The sequence below is a fragment of the Streptomyces sp. NPDC002817 genome (assembly GCF_053592055.1).
On sequence record NZ_JBSFUY010000078.1, the window covers coordinates 1 to 11,448 of the forward strand.

Genomic DNA, 11,448 nt, shown 5'->3' on the forward strand with positions numbered 1-11,448 from the left:
GGCCGCACCAGCCCCGACTCGTACGCGAACACCGCCGCCTGGGTGCGGTCCCGCAGTCCCAGCTTCACCAGGATCCGCCCCACATGGGTCTTCACGCGGCCCGCATCAGCGGGCCGCCCCTCCGTCATGCATCGCGTAGCGATGCCATCGCCGATCCTGCCCGGGTGCGGAGCGCCCCGGGGTGTGTCCGCCGCGTAGCGGCGGCGCGTCGCGTCTGCGGAGCAGAGCGCGCGCAAAAATCCAGGGGATTGTGGCGGGGCGCTTTTGGTGGCGTGTTTCGCTGCGCCCTCTTCTTTTTGCTGGCTTTAGTCTGCTGGCGGGGAGTAACGAATCCGGTGGGTCGGCAAACCCGAGCCAGATTTCCCCGCCAGCAGTGCCCTCTCAAACAGGCTCTTCCATCGTAGGTGATGTCTTCCCTGCACAGGGATGGTGCGCACCTTGATCGCGCTGGGTGATCTGCCGGGGCTGTGCTGCGGGGGCGGGGTGCCGGCCGCGCGCTGTGCCCCGCTGCTCCCACACTCGGTCTGCTGCGTCGGCTGTGTCCGGCGCCCGGAGCGCGGAGGCCCCGCCGACGCGCAAGCAGAGGAGGACGGCGCCCCGATCCTCCGATGTGCTCCCGTACCCGTCCCCGCCCTTCCCTTTCCCTTCTTCTTCTTGTCTGGGGTGCGTGGGGGTGTGCAGAGGGGGATGTCAGCAGGCGTACCAGGCTTGAGTGTTGGGGTGAGCAGGGATGATGTGGAGAGGCTCCATGGGGGTGCGCAACCTCCAGCGCAACACCTTGGCGCAACCTCCAGCGCAACACCCTGGCGCAACCTCCAGCGCAACCCGCAGCGCAACAGGGGTTCCACCCGAACAACGTAGACACTATTATTTGAAGTGCAGGGAGAGGTGGCCCCCGGGAACCGCAATGGATCAACGAAGGGGAAAGACGTGGAACTGACGATCAGTGACGGGATCGTGCGCGGGGTGCGCGGCGCGGACGCTCCCATGACCGAGCTCGCGGTTCGTGCCCGCACGATCGCGAACCTGTTGCCGCTGCTGTGTGCGCGGGCAGGGGTGAAGATCGTGCACAACTCCGACCGGAACTACACCGGAATTCGGTTCGAGACCACGGCTGCTGGTCCGGTCGTCCTGGAAATCCCGATGGGTGACGATCCTTACCGCCTGGTTCAGGAGTTCATCGACCCGGACAAGGCGGGCCGCACGGAAGTGGAGTTGCGGCGATTCCCTCAGATCTACAAGCCTCATGGAGTCGCGTACATCGCGGCCGATTTCCTCCGGTCGAACGGGTTCCTGAAGTAGTCCGCACGGGGGCACCCCGGTTGGAGTGCCCCCTCCCCCGGCATCACCGAAAAGGAGAAAAGACGCCATGGAAAGCACGCGGATTCCAGAGCAGGCCCGGGAAATCGGAGCGCCGCTCACGGACGCCGAAAAGGAGCAGGCTCGTTATGCGCTGCGGGAGTTGGCGCGCAGTGAGCGGGACCCGGACGCCATGCGGGTGTCGCACGAGCAGCTGGAGGTGGTCCGGTCGTTCTTCGAGTTGGGTTGGGCGATGGGTGTGCGCACCGGTCACACGGGCCCGGCCATGGCTGATGTGCCGGTCGACCGGGGGACGGTTGACCGGGCGTTCGTCGACCTGCTGTTGTCCGAGCGGGTGGCGAATCAGCTTGCGCTCGCGGTGGCGCGCAGCCTCGACCCGCAGGACTGTGGGCCGGTGCTGTGGCAGAAGGTCAGGTATCACGGCAGCGTGACGCGGCGTCACGGCGTCTACTGGGTGCAGGCGATCACGGCGCAGGCCGGACCGGTCGTCGGGGCGGTTCCCCGCGTCCGCTATGACCTGTGCGAGGTGATCGGCGGTATGCCGGTGTCCGCTGTCACGCGCGTACGGCGGCAGAGTCTGACGCCGCTTCCGGATTTCCGCGCCCCGCTGGTGTAAGTGTGCAGGTCAGGGGTGGGTTCACCCACCCCTGAAACACACTATTATTGGAATTGGTCGGGGGGCGGTTACTCCGCCCCCCGACCCGCAGAGACCAACAGCGAAGGGGAAAACCGCATGACTCAGCAGTTCGCCGAGCGCGCTACGAACGTCGCCCCCACCGGCGCCCGCAACGCCGACCTGTCCGACCTGGTCCGCATCCTGGAGGACGGGCAGCGCCGGAAGCTGGACGTCATCGCCACCGCGTCCGCACTGCGGATGCACGAGGGAAACGTGCACGTCGAAGGCGTCGAGGCCCAACTCAGCGCGCGCGGCGTCACGGCCGTTGACGGCATCTACCGCCCCACCGCCGTTGCCGACGAGGGGATCGCAGACAAGCTCCGCATCCCGCTGGCCTACCTGCGCCGCATGCGCACGGAGAACGTCCCGCTGCTGGACGACAACGTCAACGCGTGGATGCAGCAGGAGCCGGAGCGCCGTTTCATGCTCCGCGCGTTCCGCGGCGAGAACGGCCCCGGCATGCCCGGCGAGGGCGTGGCCCGCGCACTGCTGTCCGACAGCTACAAGCTGATGGACAACCTCGACATGCTGCTCGCCGCCCTGGACGGCGTGCACAAGTCCGGGCACCCCACCCAGATCACAGGGTGCGACCTCACCGACCGGCGCATGTACGTGCGCGTCGAGTCCGAAGCCGTCGCCGTCCAGGCCCGCAACCTGCTGCGCGGCTACCGCTCCCCGTTCGACGGCCGCAGCGGTGACGAACTCCCGATGATCTCGGCCGGGTTCGTCATCACCAACAGCGAGGTCGGCGCGGGGGCGTACACCATCACCCCGCGCGCGGTCATCCAGGTCTGCCGCAACGGCCTGACCCAGACCAAGGACGTCATGCGCGCCGTGCACCTGGGAGGCAGGCAGGACGAGGGCGTTGTGTCCTGGTCCGGCCAGACCCAGCGCAAGACGCTGGAGCTCATCACGTCCAAGACCACCGACGCCGTACGCACCTTCCTGTCACGGGAGTACGTCGAAGCGAAGGTCTACGAGATGGAGGCCGCCGCCAGTAAGACGCTGGACGAGCCGACGAAGACCATCGAGCACGTCACCAAGTCGCTCAGCATCGGCACCGAGACGAAGGACCGCATCCTTTCCCACTTCATCCGGGGTGGTCAGATGACGGCCGGGGGCGTGATGCAGGCCATCACGTCGACCGCCCAGACCCTCACCGACGCCGACCAGGCCGCCGCCCTGGAAGCGCTCGCGCTGCCCGCCCTCACGGCCGCCGCCGCGCACGGCTGACAGACCCCCGTGCGGGCCGGGCAACTCCCCCAGCCCGGCCCGCACGGGCCCGATCTATCCGCACGGGCCCGACCGATCCGAGAGCGCGCAGCGCGCCACCCGGCCCCGCAGGGAGCGCGGAGCGCACCCGCCCCACCTCTTGGCGCGTGGCGGCAGCGCGACGCGCCGGCGGAGCCGACCGCGCGCCACAACATCCGTTGTGCCCAGGGGCACAGTTCGGCCGCCGGCCTGTGATGCCCACCGCCCACCGCCCCGTCTCGTAAGGAGTCCTCATGTCCACACACCCGGAGCTCGCCCACCCCGGCGACCACGCCATCGCGGCCGCCATGAGCCGCACTCTCACCGCCCTGTCCGCCGTGGTCCAGGCACTCGGAGACGGTGAGCACACGCTGAACCTCGTGGCCCAGCGGACCGACCACGCGTTCGTCACGGGCCGAACCGATCTCTCCATCGGCATGGACCCGCTGCGCCTGGCCGTCCTGGACGAAGACGAGTTCTGCGCCCTGCGCATGCTGCTGGTGTTCGCGCTGGAGGGCAGCACGATGCGCAGCGCCGTCCTGATCGCCACCACGGCCGCCGAGCCCCACCCCCGCGCGTGCGGGTGGTCCCTGCGTGACAGGTGGCTGCACCCGCTGGACACAGACACCCTCCAGGCCGCCGTCATCCCGTGCCCCGACGTGACCGCCTTACTCCGGCAGGTCTACCCCGCCCCCGTTCTCCCCCAGCTCCCCGACTTTGACGAGAAGGCCCCGCATGCCTGAGCCCGAGCTCCCCCGCCCCGACGACGACGCCACGGCGTTGGCCATGGGCCGCGCCCTGCACGCGCTGACCGCGCTGCTCCCGGCCCTCGGCGAGGGCAGCCACGCGCTGAACCTCAACGCCGAGCAGACGGACGGCACGGAGATGAGCGCCGACCTGCACGTGTCCGTCGAGCCGGATTCGTGGCGCGTGGATCACTCCGCCGAGGAGTACGGGCAGTTCTTCGTCCTGCTGACGTTCGCCCTGGAAAACAGCACCGTGCGTGACGCCGTCCTGATCGCCACGACCACCGACGCGGACCCACGTGTGTGCGGGTGGGAGGTGCGGGACGGATGGCTGCACCCCATGGACACGGCCGAACTCCACCAAACCGTCACCTCCATGCCCGCAGACGACACCGCGCCGTTCGTGGCCTGTCACGCCCCCGCACTGCACCGCCCCCACGAGACCGCGAAGGAGCGCTCATGAGCGAGAAACCCGCCGTCACCGCGGACGGCTACTGCACCAACACCAAGCCGGTGCCCGGCACCACCGGACAGGTCAACGGCCACGCCCTCGGCGGGAAGTTCGTCAAGATGCACGGCCGCCGTCCCAGCCTGACCGACCGGGGCAACCTGCGCCGACACAAGCCGCCCAAGGCGTAGCCCCCGCAGTCGCCGTCCACTCCGGCCAGCGCGCCACTGGCCGAGTGCCGCCCTGCGCCCGCACCCTGCCCCTTCGGCGAGCGCGGGGCGGCACGCCCCCAGCCCACCGGTCACGCCCCCAACCCGCCCGGTCGAGTTCTGAGGAGTCGCAGCCCATGTCCAGCCTGATCCTGACCATCGACACGCCCGCCGGCCCCCACCGCTGGGACCAGTTCACCGCCGTACCAGCCCGTCTCGGCCCGGTGAACGCCTACAACACGACCACCGCCCCCGACGAGGACCTCCCGCGGCTCGCCCGCAGCCGCACCGGCTACCGGGGCAGTCTGACCCTCTACCGCGACCACACCGACCGCCCCCAGGTCTCGGTCTATCCGATCCTGTCCGCCGCTGATCACCCGCCGTCGGAGAAAACGGCTGGGGTACTCACCGCCGTCCTGCGCGGGTGCGCGGAGCACGTCGCGCAGCGCGCCGACCTGCCCGCGATCCTGGAGGCCTCCCGCCAGCGCGACACCCCTGGGCTGCTGCGCTCCTGACCTGGTCCGTCTCCTACCACCAGGTCGAAGCCGCCCGCCAGGAGCGCGAAGCCCGTACGGCGCTGCCCGCGCGGAAGGCCGCCGAAGCCGCATGGCGGACCGCCCTGCAGTGGCTCACCCTCTGCCCGCATCCCGTCCTGCTGCTGATGCTGGCCGACCGCCCCGATTCGCTGACGCAGAAGATCAGGGGGTTGCAGTGGTGGGCGCCCTACTGCGTCAGCGCGGCCGCTGAGGAACAGGAGCGCGCCCCCCGCGCCCAGGCGGAAGCCGATTCCCTGCGTGCCCAGTAGTTCAGGCGTCCACGCGGCCGCCGCCCGGCCCTGGTCGGCACCCTCTGACGGCCCGACGAAAGGGCAGGTCAGGGGCGGGTTCACACCACCCGTAGACACACTATTATTGAAGTGCGAGAGGGGGTGCCACTGGTCCTGCCCCGCCCCCTCTCGCACCCGGAGCCGACCGCAAGCCCGAGCCGCCCGGACCACCCTGACCCACCGCCCCTCACCCACACACCCGCCCGCCCGACGAGGGAGATGTTCTGACCATGCGTTGGCTGATGAGCCTCGGTGAGCGCACCCGCCCCGACGCACCGAATTACGCCGAGGACCCCGCCCCCGGCCAGGCGCGCGCCCTGGCCCTGGTCGACGACTTCGCCCACCTCTTCCCCGTCCTGCAGGAATGGCGGCAGGTGTACGGGGAGGAGTTGACCGCATGGGCCGTGCGGGTGGAGGCCGACGACGTCGAGAACCTCCCCGCGGAACTCATCGCGCAGTGGGAATGGGAGGGCGCGCCGGTCCGCCTCGACACCCAACAGGGCGGCTACGTGAAGGTGTCCGACTACCGCGACGTCCCCGAGCGCCCCGGCATCAGCGCCCGCACCACCACCGGCCTCCCCTTGTGGACCGCCGCCCCTGACCTGTCCAGCAGGCCGCCCGCGCTGCTCACTGCCTCTTGGAAGGAGAAGCCGTGTCCGCGCCCTGCCAGAGCTCTCCATGTCCGCCCGAGCCCTGGCCGACCGCATCCGGGAGCTCCCCGCGTGAGCGGCCAGCCGCGCCCGTGGCGCCCGGAGGACTTCGACGACCGGTGCGAGACGTGCGGCGCACCCCCAGGCCAGCTGTGCCGCCCCTGGTGCGACACCGGCTACACCGCCGAGGACGCCCGCCGCGATGCCGAGCTCCGCGACCAGGACGCGAGGAACCCCGAGCCGAGCACACCCTCCAGCCATCCGAAGGAGTGATGATGACCGACACCGAGGTCACCCCGAAGCCCGAGACGCCCGCCACCGTGGCGCCTGCCGTCCTGGACGCCATCGAGGCGCAGCCCCACGTCTTCAGCATGGACCACTGGGCACATCTGCCCGAGGCCCTCCGGCTGACCCCCGAGGAGGCTCCGGCGTGCGGTTCCCGACTGTGCGCGGCCGGATGGGCGGCGCACCTCACCGGCTGGACGCTCGTAGATCTGCCCGACGAGGAGGAGGCGGAGGTCACCGGCACGGACAACGAGGGGGCCGAGTACGAGACGCTCGCAGGCGTGTACGCGGAGCGAGGCGAGGAGCGCCGCCTGATCTGTGACGTTGCCGCCAAGGCACTCAGCCTGAAGCCCAACGAGACATTCTGGTACGACGACGCACCCACCGCCTTGGAGCGGCTGCGCGAGATCGCCGGACGCCGACCCGCCCTCACCCGACCGCCGCACCGGCGGCCCCACGCCTGCGTAGCTCAGCAGTAGAGCGGCTCCACTTGTGAGTGGTCAGGGACGAGATCGAGGACGACTGACCGACCGGGTCTGACGGCGCCGCTCCCGCCAACGGGGCGGCGCCCGCCCACCGCCGATCCCGGCCGGGCTCCTCCCGGCCCGGCCCGCGCATGTGAAAGGCCCGTCATGACCGACCAGCAGCAGGCCCCGTCGCCCGATCCGGACAGCGAGGCCCCCGACCGCCCCCTGACCCTCGCCGTGCTGCGCCACCTGGTCCGCAAGGACTGGAAGGACATGCCCGGAGACACGCTCGTCGTGCTGTCCCGGGACGCCGAGGGCAACCTCTACTCGCCGTTCTCCACCTACAGCTTCTCCCGGTACGCGCCGATCCACGGCGACCTCGTCGGCGACGTCTTCCCGCTGCCGGAGGAGCTCAAGGAGGACCCGTCCTTGCGCGAGCTGTACGCGGACGGCATCCCCGACACCGCCCTCCCGGCGCTGGTGCTCTACCCGCTCGGCTGACGAACGCCTGTAGGCGGGGTGGCCCCCGTCGGCTGCCCCGCCCGCAGGCCACCAACTCCCCACCTTCCCGCGGCCTCTTCCTGGCCACGGTCCTCACGAAAGCGACGTGTCACCGCCATGTCCGCCCCGCCACAAGCCGGTCGGGAGAATCCGCAGGCCCCGGTGCTGGTCATCAGCGACAGCACCGACGCCGATCCGGTCGGCCTGCGCACGAGGCCGGTCCCCCGCCTGCACCTGCCATCGCCGTTGTTCAGCGCCGAGGAGTACCAGCGCGCTCCGCTCGTGCTCCTGGACGACCGCAGCTACAGCGCCTTCACGCTCCGCCATCTGCCGCACCGACGGGGCCTGATCGTCGTCCTGGTCGACCCCGACGACGCAACCATCTACCCCCGGGCCGTCGCCATCGGCGCCGAGGCCGTCATCCGGGCCGGAGACAACCTCAACTGGCTGCACCTACGCCTGCACGACGCCACCGGCTGCCGCTACGCCCACTGGGAAGCACTGCTGGCCGGCGGCCCGGCCGACCCTCCCCCACCGGCCAGCACCTGACATCCGCCAGCACGAACCCCCAGGCACGCTCCCGCGATCCGAAGGAACTCACCCCATGCGCGCGATACCCCAACGCTGTGCCCACCGGCCGCTGGCGGGCGGGCTGGTGGTGCCGTACGTGACCCTGATCCACGACGGTCACGCGGCCTTCGGTGTCCTCGACGCCGACAAGGCCCACGCCGCCTTTAGGCGGCGCCTGTGCCAGATCTGCGGACACCCGCTGGACGAACGCTGCTTCCTGATCGTCCGCCCGGCCGACGTCCTCAAGGGCTGCTCCCCGGAACCGGCACTGCACCCCGAGTGCCTGCCGTACACCGCCGACCATTGCCCGATGTTGTCGGGCACCGCCACGCATTACCGCCGCAGCCCGGTCCTGGCCAGTCACCCCGCCGGACGGCCCTGCACGGACCCGTCCTGTCCCTGCCCGTCCCGTACCAGGGACGAGCATCACGCCGCGCGCAGCGGCAGCCGTGCCGATCGGTACGAGGCCTGGATGATCCACACCCGCAACTACCGGCTGGTCTCGCGGCCCGAGCGGCCCGATGTGCCCTCCGGCATCAGCCTCGATGTGCCTGTCCTGCGCACTCGCGTGCTGCGCACCGCGACTCTCACCCCCGAACAGCAGCACCTGATGGACCTCTTCAACGGCCTGATGAACCAGTCCTGACCCGCACGGAAGGAAACCGTCATGCCGATCACACCGGACCCGGCCACGCTCGCAGGCGCGGCCATCATCGATCTGGCCGACCTGATGGACGGCCTCCAGGAGCGCACCGGCGAATGGCCGGGTGCGGACACTGTCGACATCGTCGAAGGGTGGCTGAGCCGTTTCAGCTTCGCCGTCACCGGCGGCCTCACCCCGCAGACGGCCGGCCGGGCGTGGGTGCTGCGCCAGTGGGACCGGCACCGTGATGACGTGACCCTCTGGTGTGACGAGGCTTCCGCCCTGGCCTCGCTCGCGCAGGAGGTACGCAGCTCCTGGGACGACGTGGGCGGCACGGACGGTTTTCCGTACCGGCCGCCCGCCGACGACCAGAGGGCCGTGGACCTCTACTACGGACCGGATAACAGCCGCGGCGACGCTGGCTACACGCTCTACCCGGCCGACGTCTCCCGCCACGTGCCCGCGCCCCTCAGCCTCAACCTCGCCGACGCCGAGGCCTGCGCGGCGGCGAACAGCTCCGCACTCTTCCACCCGATGGACGGGCCGGAGGATGAGGGCCTGCCCTGCATCGAGATCGCAGGGGTCCTGGTCTTCGCCTACCTCGACGCCGACCGGGAGGCCGTACGGGTCTCCGTCCATCTCGACACCACCGACGAACAGTTGGTCCGGCCCGACGGCACGGTCCCGATGGTGGTGGAGCTCGCGGACACCACGGTGTTCGACAACCTCACCCCACCGCCGGCCCCGGCGCAGCCGACCGGACGGAAGGCCCACCTCCGGCGCCTGGCCGGCCGTACCGCGCGCTCCGGCGGCGGGACGTGCCGACAGGGGGGTTGACCCACCCCTCGCATACACTATTATTTGATGTAGGAGGTGTTCGTATGGCCCCGTCCGTCACGCACGTGAGCGGCACCGTCTCCGGTGGTGTGGAAGTCCGCTTCACCCAAGGCGGCATTGCTGTCTGCCGGTTCCGCCTCACCCAGACCCCCACGCAGTGGGATGCCACCGCGCAGCAGTGGCGTGATCTGGACCCGATTTCCTACATCTGCACCGCCTGGCGGGACTTGGCCACAAACGCCGCCGAATCGCTCGTCGACGGGGTCAGCGTCCTGGTCAAGGGGCGCATCACCGGGGTCAGGGACAACGCCCTGTACCTGAGCGTCGACGACCTCGGCATCAGCCTGCGCAGGCGCATCGCCTACACCGAGACCAGCCTGCCCAGCCCGATCGCCGCCCGCCCCTACACCGCTCCCCCGGCGCCCCGGCCCGCCGCCACCTCCCGCCCGCCTGCCTGGTGGGAGCAGAAGCAGACCGCCGACCGGCCCTAGCCCGACCCCTCCACCCCAGCTGTCGACGGCACTCCCTTTCCCGTCGCCGCTGGCCACGTCCCTCTTCGCCCGCCCCGGCGCGGCACCGGTTCGCCTGCCGGTGCCGCGCCCTGCCTGAAAGGCCTGGCCCTCCATGCCCGCACGCGCCCTGTCCGAACGAGCCGCACGCGCCGCGCTCGCCGCCCACTTCACCCCCGGCCAACTCGCCGCGGACCTCGCCGAGTACACCCCGGCCGAGGTCTGGGAGCGGCGTGTGCGCGACGACGCCAGCAGGCGTCTTTCCTCCTACCGGCCGCGCGAGGAACTCGCCCAAGCAGAGCTGACCTGTTCGTTCGTCATCCCTTCGGACAAGGAGTGGCCCACCGCCCTCGCCGACCTGGGGCCCAACTGCCCGCTGGGCCTGTGGGTCCGCGGCCGCGAGCGACTGCCGCAACTGACCGGCACGGCCGTCGCCGTGACCGGCAACCGGGTCCCCACCGAGCAGGCCGTCACCCACGCGCACGACTTCGCCACCGCCCTTGCCGAGGCCGGTCACACGGTCACCGCCACGCTCGCCTACGGCATCGACTCCACCGCCCACCGGGCAGCCGCCGAAGCGGGCCGGGCCTCCCTCGCCGTCCTGCCGCGCGGCCTGGACGGCGCCCACCCCCACGCGCACGCCCCGCTGCTGCGCACCGTCCTCGACAGCGGCGGCGCAGCGGTCAGTCTCTACCGGCCCGGCACCGCAGCCAGCGGCGCGACACTCAAGGCCAGCGCCGCCCTGCTGGCCGTGCTCGCCCGGGCGGTGATCCTCGTCGAGGCCCTGGACCACGTCGAGGCGATGCACGCGGCCCACACGGCCGTCGACCTCCACCGGCCCCTGCTCGCCGCGCCCGCCACCGGCGATGCCCGCTCCAGCGGCAACGCCCGCCTGCTCGACCGACAGCTCGCCGTGAACAGCCCGGACCCCCATCTCGCACTCGCGCTACCGCACGCACGCGTCGCCCGCGCGGGCGACGTCGCGGACGGCGACCTGCTCCTGGCCACGGTCGGGGAGGAAGAACATCCGGGCCACGATGAACCGGCTCCTGGCCGGCACCCCACTGCGGTCCGACGGATCCCTGACCATCCTCGCGCTAGCCGCCGAGGCAGACGTGAAACGGCACGTTCTCACCCACCGGCACACCGACCTCAAGGACGAGTTCTACGCGAGGGTCCGAGCTCAGAGACAGATCCCCGACAGCGAGCGCAAGCTGCGGGCCGAGCTGAAGAAGACCAAGGAACGGCTGGCCGAGTTGATCGAGGAGAACAAGCGGCAACAGGCCGAGAGCGAGACATTCGCCCGAGTGGTGAATGTCCTCACCGTTGAGAACCACCAGCTCCGCGGCCAGTCGGGGCATAAGCGAGCCCCAGTGGTGGCCTTGCGCCCAGCCCCCCAGCCCGGCTCGTACTTGCACGACGACGGTCTGGGTGTTCTGGCGGAGGATGCCCTGGTAGAGCTGGTAGCCGACGCCGTGGATGTTGAAGATGCGCTCGGTGACGATCGCCC

The 11,448-nt window shown here is 70.7% G+C and carries 16 protein-coding genes and 1 pseudogene; 16 read left to right on the forward strand and 1 reads right to left on the reverse strand.

Annotation, left to right across the window (positions count from 1 at the left end):
• Positions 1-98, reverse strand: a pseudogene (locus tag ACWD3I_RS48660) (DNA-binding response regulator); the annotation flags it as partial.
• An 832-nt stretch (positions 99-930) separates the two neighbouring features.
• Here ACWD3I_RS48660 and ACWD3I_RS48665 point away from each other — a divergent pair.
• The 16 genes from ACWD3I_RS48665 (at position 931) to ACWD3I_RS48740 (ending at position 11,268) form a co-directional block, all read left to right on the forward strand.
• Positions 931-1,302 carry a hypothetical protein gene (locus ACWD3I_RS48665; protein ID WP_365414226.1) on the forward strand — a complete coding sequence of 124 codons (372 nt, stop codon included), beginning with the start codon at positions 931-933 and terminating at the stop codon, positions 1,300-1,302.
• A gap of 67 nt (positions 1,303-1,369) precedes the next feature.
• Complete coding sequence (locus ACWD3I_RS48670) at positions 1,370-1,936, forward strand: hypothetical protein (protein WP_365414228.1); 567 nt, start codon at positions 1,370-1,372, stop codon at positions 1,934-1,936.
• A 117-nt stretch (positions 1,937-2,053) separates the two neighbouring features.
• Positions 2,054-3,229, forward strand: coding sequence for a DUF932 domain-containing protein (locus ACWD3I_RS48675; RefSeq protein WP_451084451.1), 1,176 nt, complete (start codon positions 2,054-2,056; stop codon positions 3,227-3,229).
• Positions 3,230-3,501: 272 nt separating this feature from the next.
• The gene (locus ACWD3I_RS48680) at positions 3,502-3,990 is read left to right on the forward strand and encodes a hypothetical protein (RefSeq protein WP_365413571.1); all 489 of its coding nucleotides are present in this window, start codon (positions 3,502-3,504) and stop codon (positions 3,988-3,990) included.
• Positions 3,983-4,456 (forward strand): hypothetical protein, encoded by a 474-nt coding sequence (locus ACWD3I_RS48685; RefSeq protein ID WP_365413569.1) that lies wholly within the window; start codon positions 3,983-3,985, stop codon positions 4,454-4,456. Before ACWD3I_RS48680 ends, ACWD3I_RS48685 begins: the two co-directional genes overlap by 8 nt.
• Positions 4,453-4,632 carry a hypothetical protein gene (locus ACWD3I_RS48690; protein WP_365413567.1) on the forward strand — a complete coding sequence of 60 codons (180 nt, stop codon included), beginning with the start codon at positions 4,453-4,455 and terminating at the stop codon, positions 4,630-4,632. Before ACWD3I_RS48685 ends, ACWD3I_RS48690 begins: the two co-directional genes overlap by 4 nt.
• A 155-nt stretch (positions 4,633-4,787) precedes the next feature.
• A complete protein-coding gene (locus ACWD3I_RS48695; protein WP_365413565.1) occupies positions 4,788-5,165 on the forward strand; it encodes a hypothetical protein in 378 nt (125 codons plus the stop codon).
• The gene (locus ACWD3I_RS48700; RefSeq protein WP_365413563.1) at positions 5,075-5,455 is read left to right on the forward strand and encodes a hypothetical protein; all 381 of its coding nucleotides are present in this window, start codon (positions 5,075-5,077) and stop codon (positions 5,453-5,455) included. The genes ACWD3I_RS48695 and ACWD3I_RS48700 overlap by 91 nt, the downstream gene beginning before the upstream one ends.
• A gap of 251 nt (positions 5,456-5,706) precedes the next feature.
• Positions 5,707-6,399 carry a hypothetical protein gene (locus tag ACWD3I_RS48705; RefSeq protein WP_365413561.1) on the forward strand — a complete coding sequence of 231 codons (693 nt, stop codon included), beginning with the start codon at positions 5,707-5,709 and terminating at the stop codon, positions 6,397-6,399.
• A gap of 2 nt (positions 6,400-6,401) precedes the next feature.
• Entirely contained in the window at positions 6,402-6,890 is a 489-nt protein-coding gene (locus tag ACWD3I_RS48710; protein WP_365413559.1) for a hypothetical protein, read from the forward strand.
• Positions 6,891-7,043: 153 nt separating this feature from the next.
• The gene (locus ACWD3I_RS48715) at positions 7,044-7,379 is read left to right on the forward strand and encodes a hypothetical protein (RefSeq protein WP_365413557.1); all 336 of its coding nucleotides are present in this window, start codon (positions 7,044-7,046) and stop codon (positions 7,377-7,379) included.
• A gap of 117 nt (positions 7,380-7,496) precedes the next feature.
• Positions 7,497-7,928 carry a hypothetical protein gene (locus ACWD3I_RS48720; RefSeq protein ID WP_365413555.1) on the forward strand — a complete coding sequence of 144 codons (432 nt, stop codon included), beginning with the start codon at positions 7,497-7,499 and terminating at the stop codon, positions 7,926-7,928.
• A gap of 55 nt (positions 7,929-7,983) precedes the next feature.
• On the forward strand, positions 7,984-8,595 hold the full coding sequence (locus ACWD3I_RS48725; protein WP_365413553.1) for a cell envelope biogenesis protein OmpA: 612 nt from the start codon (positions 7,984-7,986) through the stop codon (positions 8,593-8,595).
• A gap of 21 nt (positions 8,596-8,616) precedes the next feature.
• The gene (locus ACWD3I_RS48730; RefSeq protein ID WP_365413551.1) at positions 8,617-9,429 is read left to right on the forward strand and encodes a hypothetical protein; all 813 of its coding nucleotides are present in this window, start codon (positions 8,617-8,619) and stop codon (positions 9,427-9,429) included.
• A 44-nt stretch (positions 9,430-9,473) separates the two neighbouring features.
• Positions 9,474-9,920, forward strand: coding sequence for a single-stranded DNA-binding protein (locus tag ACWD3I_RS48735; protein WP_365413549.1), 447 nt, complete (start codon positions 9,474-9,476; stop codon positions 9,918-9,920).
• Between the two features lie 133 nt (positions 9,921-10,053).
• A complete protein-coding gene (locus ACWD3I_RS48740) occupies positions 10,054-11,268 on the forward strand; it encodes a DNA-processing protein DprA (protein WP_365413547.1) in 1,215 nt (404 codons plus the stop codon).
• The last annotated feature ends 180 nt before the right edge of the window (positions 11,269-11,448 follow it).

What these genes read in the sequence shown, in the direction of transcription:
- ACWD3I_RS48670 (WP_365414228.1), top strand. Translation starts at nt 1,370, where the DNA reads ATGGAAAGCACGCGGATTCCAGAGCAGGCCCGGGAAATCGGAGCGCCG.
- ACWD3I_RS48675 (WP_451084451.1), top strand. Translation starts at nt 2,054, where the DNA reads ATGACTCAGCAGTTCGCCGAGCGCGCTACGAACGTCGCCCCCACCGGC.
- ACWD3I_RS48680 (WP_365413571.1), top strand. Translation starts at nt 3,502, where the DNA reads ATGTCCACACACCCGGAGCTCGCCCACCCCGGCGACCACGCCATCGCG.
- ACWD3I_RS48685 (WP_365413569.1), top strand. Translation starts at nt 3,983, where the DNA reads ATGCCTGAGCCCGAGCTCCCCCGCCCCGACGACGACGCCACGGCGTTG.
- ACWD3I_RS48690 (WP_365413567.1), top strand. Translation starts at nt 4,453, where the DNA reads ATGAGCGAGAAACCCGCCGTCACCGCGGACGGCTACTGCACCAACACC.
- ACWD3I_RS48695 (WP_365413565.1), top strand. Translation starts at nt 4,788, where the DNA reads ATGTCCAGCCTGATCCTGACCATCGACACGCCCGCCGGCCCCCACCGC.
- ACWD3I_RS48705 (WP_365413561.1), top strand. Translation starts at nt 5,707, where the DNA reads ATGCGTTGGCTGATGAGCCTCGGTGAGCGCACCCGCCCCGACGCACCG.
- ACWD3I_RS48710 (WP_365413559.1), top strand. Translation starts at nt 6,402, where the DNA reads ATGACCGACACCGAGGTCACCCCGAAGCCCGAGACGCCCGCCACCGTG.
- ACWD3I_RS48715 (WP_365413557.1), top strand. Translation starts at nt 7,044, where the DNA reads ATGACCGACCAGCAGCAGGCCCCGTCGCCCGATCCGGACAGCGAGGCC.
- ACWD3I_RS48720 (WP_365413555.1), top strand. Translation starts at nt 7,497, where the DNA reads ATGTCCGCCCCGCCACAAGCCGGTCGGGAGAATCCGCAGGCCCCGGTG.
- ACWD3I_RS48725 (WP_365413553.1), top strand. Translation starts at nt 7,984, where the DNA reads ATGCGCGCGATACCCCAACGCTGTGCCCACCGGCCGCTGGCGGGCGGG.
- ACWD3I_RS48730 (WP_365413551.1), top strand. Translation starts at nt 8,617, where the DNA reads ATGCCGATCACACCGGACCCGGCCACGCTCGCAGGCGCGGCCATCATC.
- ACWD3I_RS48735 (WP_365413549.1), top strand. Translation starts at nt 9,474, where the DNA reads ATGGCCCCGTCCGTCACGCACGTGAGCGGCACCGTCTCCGGTGGTGTG.
- ACWD3I_RS48740 (WP_365413547.1), top strand. Translation starts at nt 10,054, where the DNA reads ATGCCCGCACGCGCCCTGTCCGAACGAGCCGCACGCGCCGCGCTCGCC.